Below are 25,558 nucleotides of genomic sequence, written 5' to 3' on the forward strand. Positions count from 1 at the left end.
GCTACGCCGATCCCAGAGAACGGTAGGGATCCTCGGTATGACGACGATTAGTCAGCGGTTCAATATTGGTATGACAGCCACTCAGAGCCCCTTCGCGCGGCCGCACGGGCGGCCGCACGGGCGGCCGCACGGACGGCTGTACGGGCGGCTGTACGGGCGGCCGGCGGGTCGGCCGCCCGGCCCGCCGCTCAGGGGTGCGGCACAGGACTCCGGTCGGCCGTGCGGGCCGGGGTCCGCCCGGCCGCCGTCTCCCTCGCGTAGGCGTACGGCAGCGCCGGCATCTCGTAGCGCACCGTGTGTGCGAGCCCCTCCACGTTGGGGACGGTGAGGAGGCTGGCCTCCAGGAGGTGCTCCAGGACCCGGACCGCCGCGTCCGGCCGGCAGTCCAGCACCGCGGCGGCCTGCTCCAGCGTGAACACGGGCTCCGCGAGCAGCCCGAGCCGCAGCACCGCCCAGTGCGCCGCCTCGGGCAGGTCCCCGATGGACTCGGCCAGCCGGGCACGGACCGCCGGGTCGCCGCCGCAGAGCTCGTCCAGCAGCCCCGGGGCTCCGGCCATCCGCGCGCTGTACTCGCGCAGCGGCACGTGGCGCAGGAACGCCAGCCGGTCCGCCACCAGCCGGACCCCGAGCGGCAGCAGCCCCGCCGCCCGGACGATCCGGCCGGCCGACTCGCGGTCCGCGTCGACCCGGTCCGGGCCGATCACCCGGCCGAGGAACTCCACGGCCTCCTCCACCGCCAGCGAGGAGAGCCAGAAGCGGTGGGCGCTCTCCAGGCCGATCATCCGGGGCCGGGCCGTCACCACGACCGCGCTCTCCCCGGCCTCCGGCAGCAGCGGCCGGACCTCGCTCTCCCGCCGGGCGTCGTCGACGACCACCAGGGCCCGGCGTCCGGTCAGCCAGAGCTGCCAGGCCCACCGGAGGTCCGGCGGGTCCGGCGGTCCGGCGGGCTCCGGCCGGCCGGGTGCGACCGCGGCCAGCAGCTGGCGCAGCACGTCGTCCAGCGGGCGCAGTCTGCCGTCCTCGCCACGGAGCCGGACGAACAGGCGGCCGTCCGGGAAGCGGTCGCCGAGCCGGTGTGCGACGTGGACGGCGAGCGCCGTCTTGCCGGAGCCGAGCGGGCCGGTCACCACGGCCAGCCGGTTGCCGCCCCGGGCCAGCGCCTCGGACAGCTGCCGGGCGGCCGGCGCCCGGCCCGTGAAGGCCGGGGGATCGCAGGGCAGCAGGTTCGGCGGGGCCGTCCGGCCCCGCCGTGGTTCCGCGGGCGTCGCCGTGACCGCCTCGGCCACCCGCGGCAGCGGCTCCGCCGACGGCGGCCCCTCCCCGGGGGGCCGCAGCCCGGCGGACGGGCGCAGCTCGGCGGGCTCCCTCGGCCCGGCGGGCGCCGGCTCGCACAGCAGCGAGCGGTAGAACCGGACCAGCGCCGGACTGGGCGGCAGCCCGAGTTCGTGGGCCAGGCACTGGCGCAGCTCGTCGTAGACCGCCAGCGCCTCGGAACGCCGCCCCGCCTGGCACAGCGCGGTCATCTGCAGCATCCGCAGCCGCTCCCGCAGCGGGTGCAGCTGGACGGTCTCGGTGACGCGCTCGATCACGGCGGGCCCGCCGCCGGCCGCGATCTCCGCCTCCACCCAGTCCTCGAAGACCCCGAGGAACCTGCGGTCCAACCGCTGGGCGGCGGCCCCGATCAGCGGCACGTCCCGGAACCCGTCGAGCGCCGAGCCGCGCCACAGGTCCAGCGCCTCGGTCAGCGCACCGGCCCGGGCCCGCTGCTCGAAGCAGAGCGCGTCGAGCTCGCCGGCCGCCGTGTGGAGCACGTACCCGCCGGTCTGGTGGCTGATCCGCGATCCCGACTCCACGCCCACCAGGCGGCGCAGTCCGGACACGTACACCTGGACGTTCTTGCGGGCCGTCCGCGGCGGGGCGTCGTCCCACAGCGCCTCGACCAGGGAGTCGAACGAGACCCGCGCATTCGCGTGACACAGCAGGGCGGCCAGGAGAATCTGCTGTTTCCGCGATCCCGGGTCCACCGAGCGGCCGTTCGCCAGCACCCGCAGAGGGCCCAGAATCCCGAAACTCACCGTCATCTCACGCCAACTTGATAACGAGGGAATGCCCTTCCACCTCGGCGTCCGAAACCGCGTCCAGCCGTTGTTTGACGGAGTTGAGGACGGTCACCTCGTCCTCGGTGAGCCGTGCGAGCACGTCCCGCTGCTCCTCCGTCAGCAGGTCGACCGGGTTACCCGCTTGCCGCAGGGCGGCGAGGGCGTCGAAGGTCATGGTCCCCTCCTGTCTCGTGTGCCAGAACATCATCGTCTTCGGCCCGAACGCCGTCCATGAGACCTTTGGGCCAGAAAGCACCGTCGACCGGGGACGAAGCCACCATCAGCGCGAGGAGGCCGGCCTGCAGTCTTGACCGAAGTCCCAGCTTCGCCAGAATCGCGGTGACGAACCGCTTCACCGTGCGTTCGCTGACCTGCATTTCCCGGGCTATCGAGCGGTTGTCGTACCCGAGGCCCAGGAATTCGAGGACGACGCGTTCCCGGGGAGTGAGCGCCCGGCTGAGCGGCAGGGCCTCCGCCAGCGGCTGCGGCAGCCCCGGCGGCCGGTGCGCCCCGCACGCCGGACACACCACGGCGATCGAACCACCCGCCCCGCTCAACGCCGTCGTACCCCGGTACACGAACGCGGCGGTCCGTCTCCATCAAACATCACCAGGATCCCCCCTCGGGCCACACCACCGCCGTGCCCACATGCTGACGCGAGGACCGGGCACCGGCAAGAGGGCTGACCGACCCTCGTCATGTCGACCTCCCACCGGGGCAAGGGAGTTGTGGCCGGAGCGACGGATGTGAAGAGTCCCCGCGGCCCGGCCGGGGCCGGACCACGGGGACTTCCCGCTCCGAGGACGCCGAGGACGCCGGGAGCGCCCCGGGCCGCGGTCAGGCGCCGACGTACGCCGCCAGGTGCTCACCGGTCAGGGTGGAGCGGGCGGCGACGAGGTCGGCCGGCGTGCCCTCGAAGACGACCCGGCCGCCGTCGTGGCCCGCGCCCGGCCCCAGGTCGATGATCCAGTCGGCGTGCGCCATGACCGCCTGGTGGTGCTCGATGACGATGACCGACTTCCCGGAGTCGACGAGCCGGTCGAGCAGGCCGAGCAGCTGCTCGACGTCGGCCAGGTGCAGGCCGGTGGTCGGCTCGTCGAGGACGTAGACGCCGCCCTGGTCGGCCATGTGGGTGGCCAGCTTGAGCCGCTGCCGCTCGCCGCCGGACAGCGTGGTGAGCGGCTGGCCGAGGCTGAGGTAGCCGAGCCCGACGTCGGCGAGCCGCTCCAGGATGCGGTGCGCGGCCGGTGTCCGCGCGTCGCCCTCGCCGAAGAACCGCTCGGCCTCGGTCACCGACATCGCGAGCACCTCGCTGATGTCCCGGCCGCCGAGGTGGTGGTCCAGCACCGACGCCTCGAACCGCTTCCCCTCGCACTCCTCGCAGGTGGTGGCGACGTTGGCCATCATCGCGAGGTCGGTGTAGACGACGCCCGCGCCGTTGCAGTTGGGGCAGGCGCCCTCGGAGTTGGCGCTGAACAGCGCCGGCTTCACCCCGTTGGCCTTCGCGAACGCCTTGCGGATCGGGTCGAGCAGGCCCGTGTACGTCGCCGGGTTGCTCCGCCGGGAGCCGCGGATCGCGCCCTGGTCGACCGACACCACGCCCGCGCCTGGCGGGATCGACCCGTGCACGAGCGAGCTCTTGCCCGAGCCCGCGACACCGGTGACCACGACCAGCACCCCGAGCGGGACGTCCACGGAGACGTCCCGCAGGTTGTTCGCCGTCGCGCCGCGGATCTCCAGCGAGCCGGTGGGCTTGCGCACCGCCTCCTTGACGACGGCCCGGTCGTCGAGGTGGCGGCCGGTGATGGTGTCGCCCGACCGCAGCCCCTCCACGGTGCCCTCGAAGCAGACCGTGCCGCCTCCCGAACCGGCGCCCGGGCCGAGGTCGATGACGTGGTCGGCGATCGCGATCGTCTCCGGCTTGTGCTCCACCACGAGCACCGTGTTGCCCTTGTCCCGCAGCCGGCGCAGCAGGCCGTTCATCCGCTGGATGTCGTGGGGGTGCAGGCCCGTGGTGGGTTCGTCGAAGACGTAGGTGGTGTCGGTGAGCGAGGAGCCGAGGTGGCGGATCATCTTCACGCGCTGCGCCTCGCCGCCCGACAGGGTGCCCGACGGCCGGTCGAGCGCGAGGTAACCCAGGCCGATCTCCACGAACGAGTCGAGGGTCTGCCCGAGCGTGGCGAGCAGCGGCGCCACCGAGGGCTCGTCGAGGCCGCGGACCCACTCGGCGAGGTCCGTGATCTGCATCGCGCAGGCGTCGGCGATGTTGATCCCGCCGATCCTCGACGCCCGGGCGCCCTCGCTGAGCCGGGTGCCGTCGCACTCGGGGCAGGCGGTGAAGGTGACCGCCCGGTCCACGAACGCCCTGATGTGCGGCTGCAGGGCGTCCTTGTCCTTGGAGAGGAACGACTTCTGGATCTTGGGGATCAGGCCCTCGTAGGTCAGGTTGACCCCGTTGACCTTCACCTTGGTCGGCTCGCGGTAGAGGAAGTCCTGCATCTCCTTCTTGGTGTACTTGCGGATCGGCTTGTCCGGGTCGAGGAAACCCGACTCGATGAAGATCCCCACGGTCCACCAGCTGTCGACCTTGTAGCCGGGGATCGTGATCGCGCCCTCGGCGATCGACTTGGTGTCGTCGAAGAGCTGGGTGAGGTCGATGTCGGAGACCTTGCCCCGGCCCTCGCAGCCCGGACACATGCCGCCGGTGCGGCTGAAGGTCTGCTTCACCGTCTTGCTGCCGGTGCCCCGTTCGACCGTGATCGCGCCGCTCGCGCGGACCGAGGGGACGTTGAAGGAGTACGCGTTGGGCGAGCCGATGTGCGGGTCCCCGAGCCGGCTGAAGAGGATGCGCAGCATCGCGTTGGCGTCGGTGGCGGTACCGACGGTGGAGCGGGGGTCGGCGCCCATCCGCTGCTGGTCGACGATGATCGCGGTCGTCAGACCTTCGAGGACGTCCACCTCGGGCCGGGCCAGGGCCGGCATGAAGCCCTGGACGAAGGCGCTGTAGGTCTCGTTGATCAGCCGCTGCGACTCCGCGGCGATCGTGCCGAACACCAGCGAGCTCTTGCCGGAGCCGGAGACGCCGGTGAACACCGTCAGCCGGCGCTTCGGGATCTCGACGCTGACGTCCTTGAGGTTGTTCACCCGCGCGCCGTGGACGCGGATCAGGTCGTGGCCGTCGGCCACGTGCGAGTCGGTCGACTCGGGGGACTGCGTGTCGGGCCTCGGGGCCTTGCTCATCGTGTCTCCGTATCCGTGACGCGGGCGGCTGCCGGGCGGGCCCGCTCGCACGGTCTCCGTCGGCGTCGCCTGGTTCGATCTCGATCCAACCACTTCGGGGCACCGCCCGGCCGCCGTCCGGATCTTCGCGGGCCCTCGCGGACGTGCGCGCGCGTGCGGTGACGTGCGAGGACGTGCTCGGGCCTGCGGCGATCTTCGCGAGCGGGCGGGCAGCGAGTGAGCATACGGGCAGGCTCTGACAACGGCGGTCCTGCCGGCCGTCCGGCCGGTGGTTCCGCCTGCGGACGGCCCGGCGCGACGGCCGGGCGAGCGACGGGCCCCCGCGCGCCCGACGCGCCGCGGGTGCGTGCCCCGGGGCTCAGCCGGTGGCCGCCGCCGCCTCGGCGAGGGCGTCCAGCACCGGCCGGATCAGCGGGTGGCCGTCCGCACCGGCCCGGACCGCGGCGAACACCCGGCGGGTCGCGAGCGCGCTGTCCACCGGCCGCACCGCCACCTGTCCGAGGTCCACCCCGAGCAGCGCGGAGCGCGGCACCAGCGCCACCCCCGCACCGGCGGAGGCGAGCGCGACGACGGCGCGGAAGTCGTCGGAGGAGTGCACCAGGCGCGGTTGGAAGCCCGCGTGCTCGCAGGCCAGCAGCACCACGTCGTGGCACGGGTTGCCGGGGTAGGGGCCGATCCACGGCTCGGCGGAGAGGTCGGCCACCGCGATCGGGCCGTCGCCGGTGGCCAGCGGGTGGCCGAGCGGCAGTACCGCCTCGAACGGTTCCGCGTACAGCGGGACCCTGGTCAGCCGGGCGTCGTCGCCGCGCGGCGCGCCCCGGTACTCGACGGCCACCGCGAGGTCGGCGCGCCCGTCCAGGACCATCGGCAGGCTGGCGTCGCCCTCCGCGTCCAGCACCTTGAGCCGGACACCGGGGGCACGGGTGGCCAGGGTGCCGATGGCGGGGGCGAGGACCAGCGAGATCCCGGTGGCGAAGGACGCGACGGTGACCTCCCCGGAGACGCCCGCGCTGTAGGCGGCGAGGTCCGCCTCGGCGCGTTCGAGCTGGGCGAGGACGGCGTCGGCGTGGCCGAGCAGGATCTCGCCGGCGGCCGTGAGGCGGACGCCCCGGCCCTCGCGCGCCAGCAGGTGGTGCCCGGTCTCCTGCTCCAGCGCGGCCAGCTGCTGCGAGACGGCGGAGGGGGTGAGGTAGAGGGCGGCCGCGGCGGCGGTCACGGTCCGGTGGTCCGCCACCGCCCGCAGGGTCCGCAGCCGTCTTGCGTCGATCACGGGCCAATTCTGCCAGCGCCGGAGCGGCCGGTGGGTCGGGGGTGGCCGCCGGGGCCGGTGGGCCCGGTGGGGCGGCGGCGTTCCCCCGGCGGTGGCGGCGCCGGGGCGGCCGCGCGTGCCCCGGAACCGCGAACGGGAGTGGGACGTCGGGCGGGCCGACGTCCCACTCCCGTGCGGGAGGGTGGGGCAGGTGGTCTTCGGGTGCCGCGTGGCGGGGGCGGGCCGGTCCGGGCCCCGCCGCGCGGCGGCTTTCGGAGCCCGTGGCACGTCCGGTTCCGAGCGGACGTGCCACGGGCGGCCAATGGGGAGCCGGCCCGGACGGGGGACGGCTCCGCGGGGTCCTCCCCCGCTGCCGGGCTACTTCCCCAGCGCGGCGCGCGCGTCGATGAAGGCGGCGACGGCGCGCTCGACGTCCTCGGTGGAGTGCGCGGCCGAGAGCTGCACCCGGATCCGGGCCTGGCCGTGCGGCACGACCGGGTACGAGAACCCGATCACGTACACGCCGCGCTCCAGCAGCAGCTCGGCGAGCCGGCCGGCCTCGGCCGCGTCGCCGATCATCACCGGGGCGATCGGGTGGTCGCCGGGCAGGATCTCGAAGCCGGCCTCGGTCATCTTCGACCGGAACAGCGCGGTGTTGGCCACCAGCCGCTCCCGCAGGTCGGTGGACTGCTCGACCAGGTCGAGCACCTTCAGCGAGGCGGCGGCGATGACCGGCGCGAGCGAGTTGGAGAACAGGTACGGCCGCGAGCGCTGGCGCAGCAGGGCGACGATCTCGCGGCGTGCGGCCACGTAACCGCCCGACGCTCCGCCGAGCGCCTTGCCGAGGGTGCCGGTGATGATGTCGACGCGGTCCATCACGCCGTGCAGCTCGGGGGTGCCGCGCCCGCCCGGGCCGACGAAGCCGACCGCGTGCGAGTCGTCGACCATGACCATCGCGTCGTAGCGGTCGGCCAGGTCGCAGATCTCCCGCAGCGGGGCGACGTAGCCGTCCATCGAGAACACGCCGTCGGTGACGATGAGGCGGCGGCGGGCACCCTGGGCCTCCTTGAGCTGCTGCTCCAGGTCGGCCAGGTCGCGGTTGGCGTAGCGGTGGCGGCGCGCCTTGCAGAGGCGGATGCCGTCGATGATGCTCGCGTGGTTGAGGGCGTCCGAGATGACCGCGTCGCGCTCGTCGAGCAGGGTCTCGAAGACGCCGCCGTTGGCGTCGAAGCAGGAGGAGTAGAGGATGGTGTCCTCCTGGCCGAGGAACGCGGAGAGGCGCTCCTCCAACTCCTTGTGGACGTCCTGGGTGCCGCAGATGAAGCGGACGGACGCCATGCCGTAGCCCCAGCGGTCGAGCGCGTCCTTGGCGGCGGCGATCACGTCCGGGTGGTCGGCGAGACCGAGGTAGTTGTTGGCGCAGAAGTTGAGCACCTCGCCGGGGGTGCCGCCGCCGGTGACGGTGACGGCGGCGCTCTGCGGGCTGCCGATCACCCGCTCCGGCTTGAAGAGGCCCGCCTCGCGGATCTCGTCGAGGGTGGCGGCCAGGTCGTCACGCACGTTGTCGATCACAGCAGACTCCTACACGAGTGAGCGAGGGCGAAGGGGGTCGCGGACGGTCTCGTCCGTTCCCGGGCGGGCTCGTCCGGTGGTCAGACGGTCCAGTCGAGGATGATCTTGCCGCAGCGGCCGCCGGCCGCCTCGTCGAACGCGGCCTCGTAGTCGGCGGCGGGGTACCGGCCGGTGATCACGGGGCTGAGGTCCAGCCCGCCCTCCAGCAGGACGGACATCGCGTACCAGGTCTCGAACATCTCGCGGCCGTAGATGCCCTTGATGGTGATCATCGAGGTCACGACGGAGGCCCAGTCGACCGGGAACTCCTCGGCGGGCAGGCCGAGCACGGCGATCTTCCCGCCGTGCGTCATGTTGGCGATCATCGACTGGAGCGCCTCGGGGCGGCCGGACATCTCCAGGCCGACGTCGAAGCCCTCGCGCAGGCCGAGCTTCTGCTGGCCCTCCTCGATGGTGTGCTCGGCGACGTTGAGCGCCAGCGAGACGCCCACCTTGCGGGCGAGGTCGAGCCGGTAGGGCGAGACGTCGGTGATCATCACGTTGCGGGCGCCGGCGTGCTTGGCGACGGCGGCGGCCATGATGCCGATCGGACCGGCTCCGGTGATCAGCACGTCCTCGCCGACCAGCGGGAAGGAGAGGGCGGTGTGCACGGCGTTGCCGAACGGGTCGAAGATCGCGGCGACGTCGAGGTCGACCGGCACCCGGTGCACCCAGACGTTGGAGGCGGGCAGCGCCACGTACTCGGCGAAGGCGCCGTCGCGGCCGACGCCCAGGCCCACGGTGTTGCGGCAGAGGTGGCGGCGGCCGGCCAGGCAGTTGCGGCACTTGCCGCAGACCAGGTGGCCCTCGCCGCTGACCAGGTCACCGACGGCGATGTCCGCGACGGCCGAGCCGATCTCGGCGACCTCGCCGACGAACTCGTGGCCGAGCACCAACGGGGTCCTGATGGTCTGCTGCGCCCAGCCGTCCCACTTGCGGATGTGCAGGTCGGTACCGCAGATGCCGGTGCGCAGCACCTTGATGAGCACCTCACCGGGGCCGATCACCGGGGTGGGGACGTCCACCAGCCAGAGTCCGGGCTCGGCCTTCTGCTTGACGAGTGCCTTCACGGCGGTGGCTCCTGACGCACGGTGGGTGGCGGCCCGGTGTGGGCAGGCCGACGGGGCCCGGCGGGGAGTGGCGGTTCCTTGCGGGCTTCCAGGAGGTCCTGGTGTCCGCATTCCGGGCAGGCAGCAATCTGCCTGGTGAGAGGGGGTGCGGTCCATCGAGGAATTCTTAAGGGCCGCCACAGCTGGGCTAAACGATCGTGCCCGAGCTGGGGTCGGGGGCCCTCGCGGCATGCCGGTGGCCACTCGTACGGCGGAGCGCACGGGGTGGTCCTGCGGGGTCGCGGGGTGTCCCGCCGGGGTCGCGTCGGCCGGCGGTGGCGGTGGCCGGCGGCGTGGGTGCGCGCGGCCGGGGCCGCGGGGAGGGCGGCGGCCGGCGGGATGGGGAGACGGCGCCCGTCCGCGAGCGGGACTGGGGCGTGCGGCTGAGCCTTGGGTCCGTTCGGGCCAGCGGGACGACGGCCGGCGCGCGGGCCCGCGGCGGCGCGCATACGGTGGCGATCGCTCCCCCAGGGGCCCGTGGAGCGCTGCTCCGGGTCCGTCCGGCCCAGAGAGGCGCCTCGAAGATGACGACGAATTCCGCGGCGAGTTCCCGCCCCCCGCGCCCTGCCCCCCTGCGGCGGCGCACCCGGTCGGCCCCGGCGGTGCTGGCGCTGGCCGGGCTGCTGGGCGCGGCCGGCTGCTCGGGCGGGACGGCGTCCGATCCGCCCGCCGCGGGGGCGGTGACCGCCGTCCCGGCGGCGCTGAGCCCGTCGGCGACGGCCTCCTCCTCCGGGCCGTCGGCGTCGGCGAGCTCCGGCGGGGCGGTGGTGCCGATCACCTCGGACGTCACGGCGCGGCTGGACACGGCCGTGCAGCGGGTGCTGCGGGAGGCCTCGATCCCCGGTGTGATCGTCAGCGTGTCGTCCCCGGGCGGCAGCTACCTCAAGGCCTTCGGTGTCTCCGACAAGGTCGCGGGCACGCCGATGGTGACCGGTCTCAACATGCGGATCGGCAGCGAGACGAAGACCTTCACGGTCACCGGACTGCTCAAGCTGGTCGACCAGGGCAAGGCGGGCCTGGACGACCCGATCGGCACGTACGTGTCGGACGTGCCCAACGGCGACACGATCACGCTGCGCCAGCTCGCGGCCATGCAGAGCGGCCTGTTCTCGTACACCCAGGACGAGGAGTTCGTGCAGACCCTGGAGGCCGACCCGGACCGGGTGTTCACGCCCCAGCAGCTGCTCTCCTACGCGTTCAAGCATCCGGTGAACTTCGCGCCCGGCGCCAAGTTCGAGTACTCCAACACCAATACGGTGCTGCTGGGCCTGGTGATCGAGAAGCTGAGCGGGCAGCCGCTCGGGACGTTCCTGAAGCAGCAGGTGTTCGAACCGGCGGACCTGGGCCGGACGGTGTTCCCGGTCGGCAGCGAGTTCCCGCAGCCGCACGCCCGCGGCTACACCAACCAGACGCCGAACGGGGCGATCGCGGACTCCACCGACTGGGACCCGTCCTGGGCCTGGGCCGCAGGGGCGATCATCTCGGACCAGGCGGACCTCCAGAAGTGGGCCAAGGTGGTGGCCACCGGGACGCTGCTGACCCCGCAGACGCAGGCGCAGCGGCTGAAGCCGCAGCCCTCGACGGTGCCGGACACCTGGTACGGGCTCGGGATCTTCTACAACCACGGGTGGATCGGGCACAACGGCTCGCTGCCGGGCTACCAGAGCGTGGTGGTCTACCTGCCGTCGGCGCAGACCTCGCTGGTGGTGCTGCTGAACACCGACGTGTCGTTCCAGGGTCAGGAGCCGTCGACGCTGTTCGCGCAGGCCGTCACCGAGATCATCTCGCCCGCGAACGTCTACACGCTCCCGGCGGCGCCGGCCGGCTCGGGGTCCCCGTCCGCCACGTCGTCGGCGTCGTCGGCGTCCCCCTCGAAGTCCCCCTCGCCCTCGTCGGCGTCCCCCTCGTCCAAGTCGCCCTCGCCGTCCCCGAAGTCGCCCTCGTCGAACGCGGACGCCTGACCGCCGGGTCCGTGCGCGGCGGCAGCCGCGCCCACGGCCCGCACGGCCCGCACGGCCCCGCCCGAAGCTCGGAAGTCCGGCTTCGGGCGGGGCCGTCGAGCTCCGGTCAGATGCCCAGCACCTGCGCGAGGTCGTAGGACACCGGCTCCTCCAGCTGCTCGTAGGTACAGCTCCCGGGGGTGCGGTCGGGGCGCCAGCGGCGGAACTGGGCGGTGTGCCGGAAGCGGGTGCCCTCCATGTGGTCGTAGCGGACCTCGGCGACGCGCTCCGGGCGCAGCGGCACCCAGGAGAGGTCCTTGCCGCCGGTCCACCGGCTCTGCGCGCCGGGCAGCCGGGCGTCCGCGTGAGCGGCCTCGTCGGCCCAGGCGCCCCAGGGATGGGCGCCGGTGTCGGCCATCCGCAGCGGGGCCAGCTCCTCGACGAGTTCGCGGCGGCGGGCCATCGGGAAGGCCGCACAGACGCCGACGTGCTGGAGGCGGCCGTCGGCGTCGTGCAGACCGAGCAGGAGGGAACCGACGATCGGGCCGCTCTTGTGTTCGCGGTAGCCGGCGACGACGCAGTCCGCGGTGCGCTCGTGCTTGATCTTGTACATGGCGCGCTCGCCCGGCCGGTAGGGCTGGTCGAGGGGCTTGGCGACGACGCCGTCCAGACCGGCGCCCTCGTACCGGGCGAACCAGGTGTCGGCGAGGTCGCGGTCCGTGGAGGCGGGGGCCGTGAAGACGGGGTCGGCGGCGTCGGCGAGGGCCGCCTCCAGGGCGGTGCGACGCGCGGTGAGGGGCTCGTCGATCAGCGACCGGTCACCGAGGGCGAGCAGGTCGAAGGCGACGAAGGAGGCGGGGGTGCGTTCGGCGAGCAGGGCGACGCGGCTGGCGGCGGGGTGGATGCGTTCGAGGAGCTCCTCGAACCGGAGCCGGCCCTCGCGGGCGATGACCACCTCGCCGTCCAGCACGCAGCGCGGGGGTGTCTCACGGCGCAGCGCCTCGACGAGCTCGGGGAAGTAGCGGGTGAGCGGCTTTCCGGTGCGGCTGCCGAGCTCGATCTCGTCACCGTCGCGGAAGACGACGGTGCGGAAGCCGTCCCACTTGGCCTCGTACTGCATTCCGGGCGGGATCTTCGCGACCGACTTGGCGAGCATCGGCGCGACCGGCGGCATGACGGGCAGGTCCATGGTCCCGATCCTCGCGCCGAAGGCCCGCCGCCGCGCGGCGGCGGGCCCTGGAGGGCGGGCGGGGCGCGGGCTGCGGGCGGGGCGGGGCCCGTGGACGGGGCCGCCTCGGGGCGCGCCGCGGGCGGGGCGCGCTTAGCGTGAGAGGCATGGGCTCTGCCGTGGAACTGGATGTCGCCGGGCGCAGTGTCCGGCTCTCGAACCCCGACAAGGTGTACTTCCCGGAGCGTGGCTTCACCAAGCTGGACGTCGCCGAGTACTACCTGGCGGTCGCGGACGGGGCCCTGCGCGGGCTGCGGGACCGGCCGACCACGCTCCAGCGGTTCCCGGACGGGGTCGAGGGCGAGTTCTTCTACCAGAAGCGGGCACCGAAGGGCCTGCCGGACTGGCTGCCGACCGCCCGGATCGCCTTCCCGAGCGGGCGGTCGGCCGACGAGATCTGCCCGACCGAGCCGGCCGCCGTCCTCTGGGCGGCCAATCTGGGCTGTCTGACCTTCCACCCGTGGCCGGTGCGGCGCGGGGACACCGAACACGTCGACGAGCTGCGGATCGACCTGGACCCGCAACCGGGGACGGACTTCCGGGACGCGGCACGGGTGGCGCACGAACTGCGGGCCGTGCTGGAGGAGCACGGGTTGCGCGGCTGGCCGAAGACCTCGGGCGGGCGCGGGCTTCACGTGTACGTGCCGCTGGTCCCGGAGTGGACGTTCACGGACGGGCGGCACGCGGTGATCGCGCTGGGCCGGGAGCTGGAACGGCGGCTGCCCGGCCGGGTGACGACGGCCTGGTGGAAGGAGGAGCGCGGCGAGCGGATCTTCGTCGACTACAACCAGATGGCGCGGGACCGCACCATCGCCTCCGCCTACTCGCTGCGCGCCCGGCCGCGGGCGACGGCGTCGACACCGCTGCGCTGGGACGAGGTGGACGACGCGCTGCCGGAGGACTTCGACCTGCGGACGGTGCCCGCCCGGTTCGCCGAACTCGGCGACCTGCAGGCGGAGATGGACGAGGAGGCGTTCCGGCTGGAGAGCCTGCTGGAGCTGTACGAGCGGCAGGTGACGGACGAGGGGCTGGGTGAACTGCCGTATCCGCCGGACCACCCGAAGGCGGCCGGGGAGCCGACCCGGGTCCAGCCGAGCCGGGCCCGGAAGAAGGCCGACGAGGAGCATCCTGCGTGATCGCGTAGGCTGTCGCGCCACGAAGATCACCCGGCCTCCGGTGGCTGCGCCCGCGGGTGCGGGCCGGGGTACGGACGGGGTGCGGACGGGGCGGAAGGGCGTGGACGGGGTGGGTGTGCGGGGGCTGCGGCGGATCCTGGCGGACGCGGCGGGCGGGCTGCACCCGCCGTCGGACGGAACGGTCCCGGTGGCCGCCGTGCTGGCCGCGGCCCCCCGGACGGCCGCCGGCCGGCGGGGCGCCGAGACGGCGTTCCTGCGGGAGCTGGGCGGGCTCTGACGGCACGGGCAACCGGCACCGGGCAACCGGCACGGCGGCCGATACCGTGACCCTCGTGGTGGCGCTCGGCGAGGGACGCGGCGGCACGTCCGGCTCCGCACCTCGAAGCCCGGCCCGGACCCGCCCGGCGCCCTCCGCTACCGGCCGACGAGCGCGCCGACGAAGGCCGCGAACGCCCCGACCAGCAGGACGGCCGCGGCGATCCCCAGGCCGACCCGGAGCCGCTGCGAGCGGTCCAGCGGACGCAGCAGCTGATGGACCGCGACGAACCCGGCCACCGGGAGGGCCGCCAGGGCGAGCAGCAGGATGCTCAGCCAGAACAGCACGCCGGCGGCGCCCACGAGGCGGCACTCGCCGTCGCCCGTGCAGGAGACCTCGACGCGTTCACCGGTGGCGATCTTCCAGTCGATCCACGCGTGCTCGTTCGCCTGCCCGCCGCCGTCGGGGAAGAACGTCCCCCGGCAGTCACCGGTCGTGCCCTGGGCGGGCCGGGCGGGATCGGTGCGCAGGCACCGGTCGGCGACCAGCTCGCCGCGCGTCCCGGCGACCGCGGTGGCGTAGGCCAGTCCCTCCCCCGCCGTCACCGCGCCCCAGCCGCCGAGTCCGAGCAGGGCCAGCACCGCCACGACCGGCACCAGCGCTCTGCCCGGCCCGCGTCGGATGTCCGGATCCATTCCCGCCCCCTGCCGTTCGGTCCGGCGAGCCGTTCTCACCGCCCCTCGGCTGGGACGCGCGAACGGCGCGGCCGGTTCGGCCGTGTCAGGCGCTTCCTCTACCGGTCAGCAGGCAGCAGAGGCAGGACAGCCCGAGCGTCACGCCGACGCCGACGGAGGCCGGCATGAAGAGGCGGTCGGCGAGCGGTTCGGCGACGGCCCAGACGATCAGGAAGGCACCTGCGGGCACCGCCGCCAGCCCGCCCAGCAGCACGAAGAGCCACCACGCCGTGGCCCTGAAGCCGGACTCGTGGCACTCCCCCGCTCCGCACCGCACCTGGACGGGGCCCGCGCTGTCCGTCGGGTTCTCGTTCAGGGCGTAGCGGTAGGTGGATTCACCGTCGGCCGGGTCGAACCGCCCGTCGCAGCCGCCCGGCGGGAGGTGCTCCCTCTGGTACTCGGAGAGTTCGGCCTCGGGCAGGCAGATGCCGCGCATGTACCAGCCCCGCTCACCGGTGGCGCCGACCGAGTAGCCGAGGTGCGGGACGGTGGCCGAGGCGGCCACCCAGGCGAGCCAGAAGAGCCCCATGGCCACCGCGACCAGGGCGAGCCTTCCGAGGAAGCGGCGCGCCCGGTGCCGTGGCCCCTCGGGCCCGGCCGGCACGGCATCCCGGACCTCGGCACTCTTCGGCTCCGCGTCGCGCGGCTCCGCACCGCGGGCACCGGTGCCGCCCGGCCCGGTGCCGTCCTCGTCGTGGACCGCCTCACCGTTCGTGGTCATCCGCCCCGCCCGTCCCGCGCCCGTCCGTACCCGCCCGTGCCGTGCCGTGCCGTGCCGTGCCGTGGGTCAGGACGCCGGTCGGGTGGCGGCGGTTGCGGTCAGCCGGCGAGCGCGGCGCCCTCCGGGGCGCACGAGGCGATGATCCCGACCGCTTCGGCGATCTGAGCGTCCGTCAGGTCGCCGCGGGCGGTCAGCCGCAGCCGGGAGATCCCGTCGGGGACGGAGGGCGGGCGGAAGCAGCCGACGGCGAGGCCGGCGCGGCGGCAGTCGGCGGCCCAGGCGACGGCGGCCTCGGGGCCGGGCGCGCGGACGGACACCACGGCGGCGTCCGGGCGGGAGGCGTGCAGCCCGGCGGCCGTGAGCCGGGCGGCGAGCGTGCGGGCGACCTCGCGGGCACGGTCGGCGCGGTGCGGTTCCGCGCGCAGCAGGCGCAGCGCGCCGAGGGCGGCGCCGACGGCGGCGGGGGCGAGGCCGGTGTCGAAGATGAAGGTGCGGGCCGTCTCGGTGAGGTGGCGGATCACCCGGCGGGGGCCGAGGACGGCGCCGCCCTGGGAGCCGAGCGACTTGGAGAGGGTGACGGTGGCGACCACGTCCGGGGCTCCCGCGAGGTCGGCGGCGGCGAGGGCGCCGGCACCGCCGGGCCCGAGGACGCCGAGCCCGTGGGCGTCGTCGACCAGCAGCGCAGCGCCGGACGACCGTGCCGCGAGGGCGAGTTCGGGCAGCCGGGCGGCGTTGCCGTCGACCGAGAAGACGGAGTCGGTGACGACCAGGGCCCGCCGCCGGGTGCGTTCGGCGAGGACGGCGGCGACGGCGGCGGGGTCGCTGTGCGGGGCGCGGTGGACGTCGGCCCGGGCGAGCCGGCAGCCGTCGATCAGCGAGGCGTGGTTGTACGCGTCGGAGACGATGAGGGTGTCCGGGTCGGTGAGCGCGGTGAGCGCGGCCAGATTGGCGGTGTACCCGGAGGAGAACACGAGGGCGGCATCGACGCCGCAGAAGTCGGCCAGCTCGCCCTCCAGTTCGGTGTGCAGGGCGGTGGTGCCGGTGACCAGGCGGGAGCCGGTGGCGCCGCCGCCCCAGCGCAGCGCGGCGTCGGCGGCGGCCCGGGTGACGGCGGGGTGCCGGGTGAGTCCGAGGTAGTCGTTGCCGGCGAGGTCGAGCACCGGGTCCTCGGCTGGCCGGCTGCGCAGCGTCCGGGTGAGCCCGGCCCGGGCACGCTGCTCGGCCGTCTCGTCGAGCCAGTCGAAGACGGCGGCGGGGGCGACGACGGGCGCCTCGGGCGCAGAGGGGTGGGCCATGGTCGGCACTCTGGCACGCCCCGCGCGCACCGGGCAATGTGCGTCTGCGCACACGCCCGGCCCTTTCCTTCGCCCTCGATTCGACGGAATTCGGGAAACGAATTCCTCGAAATTGCCCGGTGATTCCGGAATACGGTGCGGCGAGACCGGCCGGGTGGCCGGCCGGGTTCCCTTCGTGGTTCCGCCTCGGTCCTTTCGCGTTCCGGTCGCCGCCCGGCCCTCTCCCCGTACGGTGGCGGCCACGGCCCGGCCGGGCCCGAGGTCGTTCACGGGCAGGCCCCCGGACACGCCGCCGCCCCCTCCCCGCAGGCGGCCGGCCGCTCCTGCCGGGAGGCCGCGGGGCGCGGCCTTTGCCGGGGGCGGCGACGAGCAGGCAAGATAGCCGGGTGACCCTCCTAGATCTGATGCCGAAGCCCGCCACGCCCGACGCGCTGTACGAGACGTTCGCCGCCTGGGCGGAGGAGCGCGGGATCTCGCTGTACCCGGCGCAGGAGGAGGCGCTGATCGAGCTGGTGTCGGGGAACAACGTGATCCTGGCGACGCCGACCGGGTCGGGCAAGAGCCTGGTGGCGGCGGGTGCGCACTTCGCCGCGCTGGCGGAGGGGAAGCGGACGTTCTACACCGCGCCGATCAAGGCACTGGTGTCGGAGAAGTTCTTCGACCTGTGCAAGATGTTCGGCACCGAGCAGGTCGGCATGATGACGGGCGACGCGTCGGTGAACCCGACCGCGCCGATCATCTGTTGTACCGCGGAGGTGCTGGCACAGATCGCGCTGCGCGACGGGCGCCTGGCCGACGTCGGCCAGGTGGTCATGGACGAGTTCCACTTCTACGCGGAGCCGGACCGCGGCTGGGCCTGGCAGATCCCGCTGCTGGAGCTGCCGCAGGCGCAGTTCCTGCTGATGTCGGCGACGCTCGGCGACGTACGGCGCTTCGAGGAGGACCTGAACCGCCGGACCGGCCGCCCGACCACCGTGGTCCGCAACACGACCCGCCCGGTGCCGCTGTTCTACGAGTACCGGCGCACCCCCATGCACGACACGCTGGAGGAGCTGCTGAAGACCGGCCAGGCGCCGGTCTACGTCGTGCACTTCACGCAGAAGGAGGCGGTGGAGCGGGCGCAGTCGCTGATGAGCATCAACATGTGCTCGAAGGCGGAGAAGGACGCCATCGCCGCGCTGATCGGCAACTTCCGGTTCACCACCAAGTTCGGCCGCAACCTGTCCCGGTTCGTACGGCACGGCATCGGCGTGCACCACGCCGGCATGCTGCCGAAGTACCGGCGACTGGTCGAACGTCTCGCCCAGGCAGGCCTGTTGAAGGTCATCTGCGGGACGGACACGCTGGGCGTGGGCGTCAACGTGCCGATCCGCACGGTGCTGTTCACCGCGCTCTCCAAGTACGACGGCCAGCGGGTGCGGATGCTGCGGGCGCGGGAGTTCCACCAGATCGCCGGGCGCGCCGGGCGGGCCGGGTTCGACACGGTGGGCCAGGTGGTGGCGCAGGCCCCCGAGCACGTCATCGAGAACGACAAGGCCGTCGCCAAGGCGGGCGACGACCCGAAGAAGAAGCGCAAGATCGTCCGGAAGAAGGCGCCGGAGGGGTTCGTCGGCTGGTCCGAGGAGACCTTCGAGAAGCTGATCTCCGCCGACCCCGAGCCGCTGGTCTCCCGGTTCAAGGTGACCCACGCGATGCTGCTCTCGGTGATCGGCCGGCCGGGCAACGCCTTCGAGGCGATGCGCACGCTGCTCACCGACAACCACGAGGACCGCTCCGCCCAGCGCCGGCACATCCGCACCGCCATCGCCATCTACCGCTCGCTACTGGAGGGCGGCGTGGTCGAGCGGCTTCCGGAACCGGACTCGGAGGGCCGGATCGTCCGGCTCACCCTGGACCTCCAGGAGAACTTCGCGCTCAACCAGCCGCTCTCGACGTTCGCGCTGGCGTCCTTCGAGCTGCTCGACCCGACCTCGCCCTCGCACGCGATGGACGTGGTGTCGGTCGTCGAGGCGACGCTCGACGACCCGCGCCAGATCCTCGCCGCGCAGCAGAACAAGGCGCGCGGGGAGGCCGTCGGCGAGATGAAGCGCGACGGCATCGAGTACGAGGAGCGGATGGAGCGGCTCCAGGAGATCACCTACCCGAAGCCGCTGGAGGAACTGCTCACCCACGCCTACGAGGTGTACCAGCGGGCGCACCCGTGGATCGGCGACCACCGGCTCCAGCCGAAGTCGGTGGTCCGCGACCTGTACGAGCGGGCGATGACCTTCTCGGACTACGTCGGCTTCTACGAGCTGGCCCGCACCGAGGGCATCGTGCTGCGGTACCTGGCGGGCGCGTACAAGGCGCTGGAGCAGACCGTGCCCGAGGACGTGAAGACCGACGATCTGAAGGACATCATCGCCTGGCTGGGCGAGCTGGTCCGCCAGGTCGACTCCAGCCTGCTGGACGAGTGGGAGCAGCTGGCCAACCCGACCGACCCGCAGTCGGCCGAGGTGGCGCTGGACGACAAGCCTGCGCCGGTGACGGCCAACGCCCGGGCGTTCCGGGTCCTGGTGCGCAACGAGATGTTCCGCCGTGTGGAACTCTGCGCGCTGGAGCACTACGACGCGCTGGCCGAGCTGGACGGCGAGTACGGCTGGGACGCGGACCGCTGGGCGGACGCCATGGACGGGTACTGGGACGAGTACGACGACCTGGGCACCGGGCCGAACGCGCGCGGGCCGAAGATGCTGCTGATCGAGGAGGCGGACTCGTCCTGGCGGGTCCGGCAGATCTTCGACGACCCGGAGGGCGACCACGACTGGGGCATCAGTGCCGAGGTCGACCTCTACGGGTCCGACGAGGAGGGCCGGGCGGTGCTGCGGATCACCTCGGTGGACCGGCTGGGCGGCTGACGGCCCGCCGGCCCCGGTGCGGGTCCGGCCCCGCTCAGGGCCGGACCGGTCAGGGCCGGACCGGTCAGGGCCGGACCCGGCGATCAGGACGGCGGCAGCGGCATCCTGACACCGCGTCGGAAAGGGGCGGGCGGAGTGCACTCCGCCCGCCCCGTCGCATGCGGCGCTACATCCAGACGAAGGGCGCGCCGGCCGTGGCGGAGAGCGCCCGGGTCGCCTCGTCGAGCATCTGCTCGACGCTGGGGGAGCCGGTGGACGGCACCGGCAGCGGGGTGCCGGCGGAGGCAGAGGGGGTCGGCGAGGCCGGGTGGGCGTCGACCGGCCGCGAGCTGGTGACCGTCACGTAGTGGCCGACCAGCTCGACCCGCGGATCGCCGCCGGGCCGGGCCGTGCCGGCGGCCTGGGCGGGCGCGGCGGAGGCGTCGGGGAGGACGAAGGCCACCGAGCCGGGCCTGGCGCGCAGCGCCTCGGCGGCTCTGGCGGCGGAGGCGGCGTCCGCGAACCGCAGCAGGGTGACGCTGCTGAGCACCGGCTTCTCCTGGCCGGCGAAGCTGACGGCGAGGTAGCCGCGGCAGCCGCCGTCGCGCAGGAGGTCCAGGGTGCGGTCCTGGAGCACCTCGGTGCAGTTGTCGCCCCGGCGGGCGCCGGAGCGCTTGCCCTTGTAGCCGCCCGCCTCGATCAACCGCTGGGCGGGGAAGTAGGCGTCGACGTCCAGGGCTTCGGGGTCGGCGACCGCGCGCGGCGCGTCCCCGACGACCGGTGGCGACTTGGTCGCGTCCTTGCTGGACGGACCGAGCCCGGGTATGAAGTCGCCGGGCGTCGGGCTGGTGATGACCCATCCTCCGGCCGCCACCACGCCGATCACCACGACCCAGCCGACGACCCGGCGGGCGGTCACTCTCCTGGCCCGGTACGCCCCGACGGGCCGTTCGGACGTCTGGCCTACCGGTCGTTCCGCCGGTCGTTCCGCGGGTGACGGGGCGTGCTCCCCCTGCGTGGTCATGGCGCCGATTGTATGCAGGTCACGCGTGGTGGAGATCACTGGGGCGGGCTCCGGCGGCCGTCGCGCGACGCCCCGACCCGGCCCCGCACCCGACGTGACCTGCACCACTACCGTGAGCTTCGACACTGTGACAACTCGCACATCCTCCCCTGGATCTTCTGGTGGGTTTCCTCTGGCGTCTCTCGCGGGCCAGGAGGCAGGATCAGGCCCATGGATCTGCTCGATACCCTCACCGCCAAGGGCCTGCGTGGGGAGACCCCCACCCGCGAGGAGGCGCTGGCCGTTCTCGCCACCACCGACGACGACCTGCTGGACGTGGTCGCGGCCGCCGGGCGGGTGCGCCGGCGGTGGTTCGGCCGCCGGGTCAAGCTCAACTACCTGGTGAACCTCAAGAGCGGGCTCTGCCCGGAGGACTGCTCGTACTGCTCGCAGCGGCTGGGCTCCAAGGCCGGGATCCTCAAGTACACCTGGCTGAAGCCGGGCCAGGCCGCCGAGGCCGCGAAGGCCGGCGTGAGCGGCGGCGCCAAGCGCGTCTGCCTGGTGGCGAGCGGGCGCGGTCCGACGGACCGTGACATCGACCGGGTCACCGACACCATCACCGCCATCAAGGACGCCGACCCCTCGGTGGAGGTGTGCGCCTGTCTGGGCCTGCTCTCCGACAACCAGGCCGAGCGGCTGAAGGCGGCCGGCGCCGACGCCTACAACCACAACCTCAACACCTCCGAGGGCACGTACGGCGCCATCACCACCACCCACACGTACGCCGACCGGGTCGACACCGTGCGGAAGGCGCACGGTGCGGGCCTGTCCGCCTGCTCGGGCCTGATCGCCGGCATGGGCGAGAGCGACGAGGACCTGGTGGACGTCGTCTTCGCGCTGCGCGAGCTGGGCTCGGACTCGGTGCCCGTGAACTTCCTGATCCCGTTCGAGGGCACCCCGCTGGCCAAGGAGTGGAACCTCACCCCGCAGCGCTGCCTGCGCATCCTGTCGATGGTCCGGTTCGTCAACCCGGACACCGAGGTGCGGATCGCCGGCGGTCGCGAGGTGCACCTGCGAACCCTGCAGCCGCTGGGCCTGCACGTCGCGAACTCCATCTTCCTGGGCGACTACCTGACCAGCGAGGGGCAGGCCGGGCAGGCCGACCTCGACATGATCCGGGACTCCGGCTTCGAGGTGGAGGGCATGGGCGAGGCCACTCTGCCCCGGCACCGGGCGGACGCCCTCGCGGGCGGCGGCTGCGGCACCGGCGCGGCCACCGGCGGAGGCTGCGGCAGCGGTGCGGCGTCCGACACCCCGGCCGACGCCGCGGACGCCCCGGCGGGCGGGCCGTGCGGGGCGGGCGGCGGCTGCGGCCCGTGCGGAGGACACGGCGGGCACGCCGGACACGGCGGGACGCTCGACGCGGAGCCCGCGGCGTCGGCCGAGGCGCCCGGGCCCGACGAGCCGGCCGAGCTCGTCGAGGTCGCCGGGCCTGCCGGTGGGAGCGGCGACGAGTCGCGCACCGACCTCGTCCGGGTCCGCCGTCGTGGCGCCGGCACCGAGCTCGCGCCCAACGCCTGATCACCCGCCGCACGGAACGGAACGGTACGGAAGTAGACCCCTCATGGCCCAGCTGTCCACGGACACCCTCCTCGCGCTCGACCGGGCGCACGTCTGGCACCCCTACGGACCGATGCCCGGCACCGCCACCCCGTACGTCGTGGAGTCGGCGTCCGGCGTCCGGCTCACGCTGGCCGCGCCGGTCGCGGGCGGCCACCGCGAACTGATCGACGGCATGTCGTCCTGGTGGGCGGCGATCCACGGGTACGGCCACCCGGTGCTGGACGAGGCGGTGCGCGGACAGCTGGGCCGGATGAGCCACGTCATGTTCGGCGGGCTCACCCACGAACCGGCCGTCCGGCTGGCCGCCACGCTGGTGGAGATCACTCCGGAACCCCTGCAGCACGTCTTCCTCGCCGACTCCGGCTCGGTGGCCGTCGAGGTCGCGATGAAGATGTGCCTGCAGTACTGGCAGTCCGTCGGCCGGCCCGAGAAGCGCCGGCTGCTCACCTGGCGCGGCGGCTACCACGGCGACACCTTCCACCCCATGTCGGTCTGCGACCCCCAGGGCGGCATGCACCACCTGTGGGGCGGGGTGCTGCCCGGCCAGCTCTTCGCGGCGCAGCCGCCGGCCGGCTTCGACGCCCCGCTCGACGACGCCTACGTGCAGTCCTTCGACGAGCTGATGGAGCGTCACGCGGGCGAGCTGGCGGCGGTGATCGTCGAGCCGGTGGTGCAGGGCGCGGGCGGGATGCGTTTCCACTCCCCCGCCTACCTGCGGATGCTGCGCGAACTCTGCGACCGGCACGGGGTGTTGCTGGTCTTCGACGAGATCGCCACCGGGTTCGGCCGCAGCGGTGCGCTGTTCGCGGCCGACCACGCGGGCGTCTCCCCGGACGTGATGTGCCTGGGCAAGGCGATGACGGGCGGCTACCTCACCATGGCGGCGGCGCTGTGCACGGCGGAGATCGCCGACGGGATCAGCCGGGGCGAGATGCCGGTGCTGGCCCACGGCCCGACGTTCATGGGCAACCCGCTGGCGGCGGCCGTCGCCAACGCCTCGATCGACCTGCTGCTCGGACAGGACTGGCAGACGGAGGTCAAGCGCCTCGAAGCCGGCCTGCGGGACGGCCTGGCGGACGCCGCCGGGCTGCCGGGCGTCCACGAGGTGCGGGTGCTCGGTGCGATCGGCGTCGTGCAGCTGGACCACCCGGTGGACATGGCGGCGGCGACCGAGGCCGCCGCCCGGGAGGGCGTCTGGCTGCGCCCGTTCCGGGACCTCATCTACACCATGCCGCCGTACGTGACCGGTGACGAGGACGTGGCGCGGATCGCCGCGGCCGTCACGGCGGCGGCGGTGGCGGGATGAGCGCCCGGATCGTGTTCGTGACCGGGACCGGCACCGAGGTCGGCAAGACCGTGACCACGGCCGCCGTCGCCGCGGCGGCGCTGCGGGCCGGGCTGCGGGTCGCGGTGCTGAAACCCGGGCAGACCGGCGTCGCGCCGGGGGAGGCCGGCGACGTCGAGGAGGTCGCCCGACTGGCCGGCGGTCCGCTGACGCTCCGTGAACTCAGCCGCTACCCCGAGCCGTTGGCGCCGGACACGGCGGCTCGGCGGGCGGGTCTGCCGTACCTGGCGGCGGAGGACGTCGCGCAGGCGGTGGCCGAACTGGCCGACCGGCACGACCTGGTACTGGTGGAGGGTGCCGGCGGTCTGCTGGTCCGCTACGACGGGCAGGGCCGGACCCTGGCCGACCAGGCGCAGGCGGTGCACGGCCTCGGGCTGCCGGCCGAGGTGCTGCTGGTGGCGACGGCCGGTCTCGGCACGCTCAACACCACCGCGCTCACGGCGGAGGCACTCGCCGCGCGCGGCCTGCCGCTGCTCGGTGTGGTGGTCGGCGCCTGGCCCCGCTCGCCCGGCCTCGCCGACCGCTGCAACCTGGCCGACCTGCCCCGCGCCGCCGCCGCCCCGCTGCTCGGTGCGCTGCCCGAACGGGCCGCCGGCGCGGAGGACTTCCCCGCCGTGGCGGCCGGCTCGCTCGCCCCCGGGCTGTACGGCCGGTGGGACGCGGCCGGGTTCACCGCGGAGCACGACGCCGGCTGAGCGCCGGCCGGGGCATGGGCCGGGGCGCAGGGCTCTGGCCTCGCGCCCCGGCCCGTGGCCGGCCTCCTCCCGGGGGCCGGTCACCACCGTGCGCGCGCCCGGGCGGGAACGCGATGGTATTCGCTCGAACGGGTGAGATCCCGGCACCACCCGGTCCGCTGCGCGATAGGTCTCAATACCGTTCTCCGCATGACGGATGGCCTGATGGTGGACGAGGCCCTGCGGGCCCTCGCCGCGCTCGAAGCGGCGTGGAAGGACGACGACGAGGCACTGGCCGCGCTGGCCACCCGGGGACCGGCCGAACAACCGCTCGCCGCGCTCGTCGCGGCGTACGGCGAGCACGCCGTGGACACGCTGATGGCGCTGGCGTTCGGACTGCGGTCGAGCATGACCGACGAGGAGCTGGCGGAGCTGAGCGACGCCGTCAGCTCCAACATCGGGGCCCGGATGAGCGCCCTGCTCACCCAGACCCTGCGCGCCTGGGGCGAGACCGCCGGCGACGACCTCGACGTGGTCAAGGTGATCGCGCACGCGGTGATCGACGCGATGCGGGCGGTCACGGAGGAGCCGAGCAAGACGGACGTCCTCCCCCTGCTCGCCACCTTCCGCACGTACGCGCTCAGCAATCCCTGACGGGCCCCGACAGGTCACCGCCGGACGGACGGCGTACCTGGCCGGCCTGCGCACCGTCCTACCAGCCCGTCTGCCTACCCGCCGGCCGGCCCGGGGGCCGTCTCGGGCGGGCCGTGCGGATACCACCTGATTGAATGACGGTATGCACGATCTCCTGCTCCGTCTGCCCGACATCCCCGCGCTCCGCGACCGGTGCCGGGCCCTGGCCATGCTCGACGCCGTCCTCAGCCCCGACTGGGGCGACCGGTACTACTCCTTCGACGCGCACTGGGGCGAGGGCGAGGAGATGGCCTCGATGCGCAACGGGCAGGGCGACGACTGGTTCATGGTCTTCTCGGCGGCCGGCGTGTACGCCCGCGGCCTCGACCACGAGGCGCCCAACGCGCCGCACCTGCTGGCGGAGGTGCCCGAGTCCTTCCGGTCGTACGTCGACGAGCCGGCGTTCGCCGACTCCGAGGGCCGGCCGGACCTCACCGTCTGCTTCTGGCGCGAGAGCGGGGACACCCGCTGGCACGCCCCGCAGACCGCCCCCACCGGCGGTGTGGAGCTCTTCGGGCTGCTGGCCGACGGCACGGCCACCGCGTACCGGGCGTGGGCCGAGGACTACTACGAGCCCGAGCACGAGCCGGACCTCGCCGCCGTCGAGCACGTCCTGGCGCTCCGTCCGCTCACCGAAGCCGTCGTGTCCGCCCTCAATCCGGAGACGGACCTGGGCGACATCGCCGACGACATCGCCGGGATCGGCTACCCGGCCTGAACCCGGGT

Annotated in this window: 21 protein-coding genes; 9 read left to right on the forward strand and 12 right to left on the reverse strand. The window is 73.9% G+C overall.

Translation table 11 applies throughout. The features are described from left to right. Positions 1-188: 188 nt before the first annotated feature. From PUR61_RS37425 to tdh, 7 genes are all read right to left on the reverse strand, one after another. Positions 189-2,081 carry an AfsR/SARP family transcriptional regulator gene (locus tag PUR61_RS37425; RefSeq protein WP_329884061.1) on the reverse strand — a complete coding sequence of 631 codons (1,893 nt, stop codon included), beginning with the start codon at positions 2,079-2,081 and terminating at the stop codon, positions 189-191. A gap of 1 nt (position 2,082) precedes the next feature. Further along, positions 2,083-2,274: an aroma-sacti cluster domain-containing protein gene (locus PUR61_RS37430; RefSeq protein WP_329884063.1), complete on the reverse strand. Its 192-nt coding sequence runs from the start codon at positions 2,272-2,274 to the stop codon at positions 2,083-2,085. Further along, entirely contained in the window at positions 2,234-2,677 is a 444-nt protein-coding gene (locus tag PUR61_RS37435) for a helix-turn-helix domain-containing protein (RefSeq protein WP_329884065.1), read from the reverse strand. The genes PUR61_RS37430 and PUR61_RS37435 overlap by 41 nt, the downstream gene beginning before the upstream one ends. Positions 2,678-2,936: 259 nt before the next feature. Continuing rightward, a complete protein-coding gene (locus PUR61_RS37440; protein WP_329884068.1) occupies positions 2,937-5,339 on the reverse strand; it encodes an excinuclease ABC subunit UvrA in 2,403 nt (800 codons plus the stop codon). A 358-nt stretch (positions 5,340-5,697) separates the two neighbouring features. Beyond that, positions 5,698-6,609: a LysR family transcriptional regulator gene (locus tag PUR61_RS37445; RefSeq protein ID WP_329884070.1), complete on the reverse strand. Its 912-nt coding sequence runs from the start codon at positions 6,607-6,609 to the stop codon at positions 5,698-5,700. A gap of 357 nt (positions 6,610-6,966) precedes the next feature. Further along, on the reverse strand, positions 6,967-8,160 hold the full coding sequence (locus tag PUR61_RS37450; RefSeq protein ID WP_329884072.1) for a glycine C-acetyltransferase: 1,194 nt from the start codon (positions 8,158-8,160) through the stop codon (positions 6,967-6,969). An 80-nt stretch (positions 8,161-8,240) separates the two neighbouring features. Beyond that, on the reverse strand, positions 8,241-9,269 hold the full coding sequence (gene tdh, locus PUR61_RS37455; protein ID WP_329884074.1) for an L-threonine 3-dehydrogenase: 1,029 nt from the start codon (positions 9,267-9,269) through the stop codon (positions 8,241-8,243). 563 nt (positions 9,270-9,832) lie between these two features. Between tdh and PUR61_RS37460 the strand changes: the two genes are divergently transcribed. Beyond that, entirely contained in the window at positions 9,833-11,269 is a 1,437-nt protein-coding gene (locus PUR61_RS37460) for a serine hydrolase domain-containing protein (protein ID WP_329884076.1), read from the forward strand. Between the two features lie 106 nt (positions 11,270-11,375). On the opposite strand, the gene PUR61_RS37465 is transcribed toward PUR61_RS37460, so the two are convergent. After that, positions 11,376-12,437, reverse strand: a complete 1,062-nt coding sequence (locus tag PUR61_RS37465) for an ATP-dependent DNA ligase (RefSeq protein ID WP_329884078.1) — start codon at positions 12,435-12,437, stop codon at positions 11,376-11,378. A gap of 158 nt (positions 12,438-12,595) precedes the next feature. Between PUR61_RS37465 and ligD the strand changes: the two genes are divergently transcribed. Next, positions 12,596-13,612, forward strand: a complete 1,017-nt coding sequence (gene ligD, locus PUR61_RS37470; RefSeq protein ID WP_329884150.1) for a non-homologous end-joining DNA ligase — start codon at positions 12,596-12,598, stop codon at positions 13,610-13,612. A 100-nt stretch (positions 13,613-13,712) separates the two neighbouring features. Further along, entirely contained in the window at positions 13,713-13,889 is a 177-nt protein-coding gene (locus PUR61_RS37475) for a hypothetical protein (RefSeq protein ID WP_329884080.1), read from the forward strand. Between the two features lie 137 nt (positions 13,890-14,026). Here the strand turns inward: PUR61_RS37475 and PUR61_RS37480 are convergent, their stop codons facing one another. The 3 genes from PUR61_RS37480 to PUR61_RS37490 form a co-directional block, all read right to left on the reverse strand. Continuing rightward, entirely contained in the window at positions 14,027-14,563 is a 537-nt protein-coding gene (locus tag PUR61_RS37480; protein WP_329884082.1) for a hypothetical protein, read from the reverse strand. Positions 14,564-14,648: 85 nt separating this feature from the next. Beyond that, entirely contained in the window at positions 14,649-15,323 is a 675-nt protein-coding gene (locus tag PUR61_RS37485) for a hypothetical protein (RefSeq protein WP_329884084.1), read from the reverse strand. 98 nt (positions 15,324-15,421) lie between these two features. Next, entirely contained in the window at positions 15,422-16,618 is a 1,197-nt protein-coding gene (locus tag PUR61_RS37490; RefSeq protein ID WP_329884086.1) for an 8-amino-7-oxononanoate synthase, read from the reverse strand. 404 nt (positions 16,619-17,022) lie between these two features. Between PUR61_RS37490 and PUR61_RS37495 the strand changes: the two genes are divergently transcribed. Further along, the gene (locus tag PUR61_RS37495) at positions 17,023-19,515 is read left to right on the forward strand and encodes a DEAD/DEAH box helicase (protein ID WP_380360834.1); all 2,493 of its coding nucleotides are present in this window, start codon (positions 17,023-17,025) and stop codon (positions 19,513-19,515) included. A 166-nt stretch (positions 19,516-19,681) separates the two neighbouring features. Here the strand turns inward: PUR61_RS37495 and PUR61_RS37500 are convergent, their stop codons facing one another. Further along, positions 19,682-20,518, reverse strand: coding sequence for a hypothetical protein (locus tag PUR61_RS37500; protein ID WP_329884090.1), 837 nt, complete (start codon positions 20,516-20,518; stop codon positions 19,682-19,684). Between the two features lie 210 nt (positions 20,519-20,728). Between PUR61_RS37500 and bioB the strand changes: the two genes are divergently transcribed. From bioB to PUR61_RS37525, 5 genes are all read left to right on the forward strand, one after another. Beyond that, positions 20,729-22,078 carry a biotin synthase BioB gene (gene bioB, locus PUR61_RS37505; RefSeq protein WP_329884092.1) on the forward strand — a complete coding sequence of 450 codons (1,350 nt, stop codon included), beginning with the start codon at positions 20,729-20,731 and terminating at the stop codon, positions 22,076-22,078. A 43-nt stretch (positions 22,079-22,121) separates the two neighbouring features. Further along, on the forward strand, positions 22,122-23,426 hold the full coding sequence (locus PUR61_RS37510) for an adenosylmethionine--8-amino-7-oxononanoate transaminase (protein WP_329884094.1): 1,305 nt from the start codon (positions 22,122-22,124) through the stop codon (positions 23,424-23,426). Next, positions 23,423-24,160: a dethiobiotin synthase gene (bioD, locus tag PUR61_RS37515; protein ID WP_329884095.1), complete on the forward strand. Its 738-nt coding sequence runs from the start codon at positions 23,423-23,425 to the stop codon at positions 24,158-24,160. The genes PUR61_RS37510 and bioD overlap by 4 nt, the downstream gene beginning before the upstream one ends. Positions 24,161-24,349: 189 nt before the next feature. After that, the gene (locus PUR61_RS37520; protein ID WP_329884096.1) at positions 24,350-24,793 is read left to right on the forward strand and encodes a hypothetical protein; all 444 of its coding nucleotides are present in this window, start codon (positions 24,350-24,352) and stop codon (positions 24,791-24,793) included. A 142-nt stretch (positions 24,794-24,935) separates the two neighbouring features. Further along, positions 24,936-25,550 (forward strand): hypothetical protein, encoded by a 615-nt coding sequence (locus PUR61_RS37525; RefSeq protein ID WP_329884097.1) that lies wholly within the window; start codon positions 24,936-24,938, stop codon positions 25,548-25,550. The last annotated feature ends 8 nt before the right edge of the window (positions 25,551-25,558 follow it).

This window comes from Streptomyces sp. BE20, from assembly GCF_036322525.1.
In the GTDB taxonomy this organism is placed as follows: domain Bacteria; phylum Actinomycetota; class Actinomycetes; order Streptomycetales; family Streptomycetaceae; genus Kitasatospora.

Bases quoted from the DNA above. Each gene is read 5' to 3' on its own strand.
- PUR61_RS37495 (WP_380360834.1), top strand. From the start codon at position 17,023: ATGCCGAAGCCCGCCACGCCCGACGCGCTGTACGAGACGTTCGCCGCC.
- PUR61_RS37440 (WP_329884068.1), bottom strand. From the start codon at position 5,339: ATGAGCAAGGCCCCGAGGCCCGACACGCAGTCCCCCGAGTCGACCGAC.
- PUR61_RS37480 (WP_329884082.1), bottom strand. From the start codon at position 14,563: ATGGATCCGGACATCCGACGCGGGCCGGGCAGAGCGCTGGTGCCGGTC.
- PUR61_RS37520 (WP_329884096.1), top strand. From the start codon at position 24,350: ATGACGGATGGCCTGATGGTGGACGAGGCCCTGCGGGCCCTCGCCGCG.
- PUR61_RS37510 (WP_329884094.1), top strand. From the start codon at position 22,122: ATGGCCCAGCTGTCCACGGACACCCTCCTCGCGCTCGACCGGGCGCAC.
- PUR61_RS37500 (WP_329884090.1), bottom strand. From the start codon at position 20,518: ATGACCACGCAGGGGGAGCACGCCCCGTCACCCGCGGAACGACCGGCG.
- PUR61_RS37460 (WP_329884076.1), top strand. From the start codon at position 9,833: ATGACGACGAATTCCGCGGCGAGTTCCCGCCCCCCGCGCCCTGCCCCC.
- PUR61_RS37465 (WP_329884078.1), bottom strand. From the start codon at position 12,437: ATGGACCTGCCCGTCATGCCGCCGGTCGCGCCGATGCTCGCCAAGTCG.
- PUR61_RS37490 (WP_329884086.1), bottom strand. From the start codon at position 16,618: ATGGCCCACCCCTCTGCGCCCGAGGCGCCCGTCGTCGCCCCCGCCGCC.
- PUR61_RS37430 (WP_329884063.1), bottom strand. From the start codon at position 2,274: ATGACCTTCGACGCCCTCGCCGCCCTGCGGCAAGCGGGTAACCCGGTC.
- bioB (WP_329884092.1), top strand. From the start codon at position 20,729: ATGGATCTGCTCGATACCCTCACCGCCAAGGGCCTGCGTGGGGAGACC.
- PUR61_RS37485 (WP_329884084.1), bottom strand. From the start codon at position 15,323: ATGACCACGAACGGTGAGGCGGTCCACGACGAGGACGGCACCGGGCCG.
- bioD (WP_329884095.1), top strand. From the start codon at position 23,423: ATGAGCGCCCGGATCGTGTTCGTGACCGGGACCGGCACCGAGGTCGGC.
- PUR61_RS37525 (WP_329884097.1), top strand. From the start codon at position 24,936: ATGCACGATCTCCTGCTCCGTCTGCCCGACATCCCCGCGCTCCGCGAC.
- PUR61_RS37425 (WP_329884061.1), bottom strand. From the start codon at position 2,081: ATGACGGTGAGTTTCGGGATTCTGGGCCCTCTGCGGGTGCTGGCGAAC.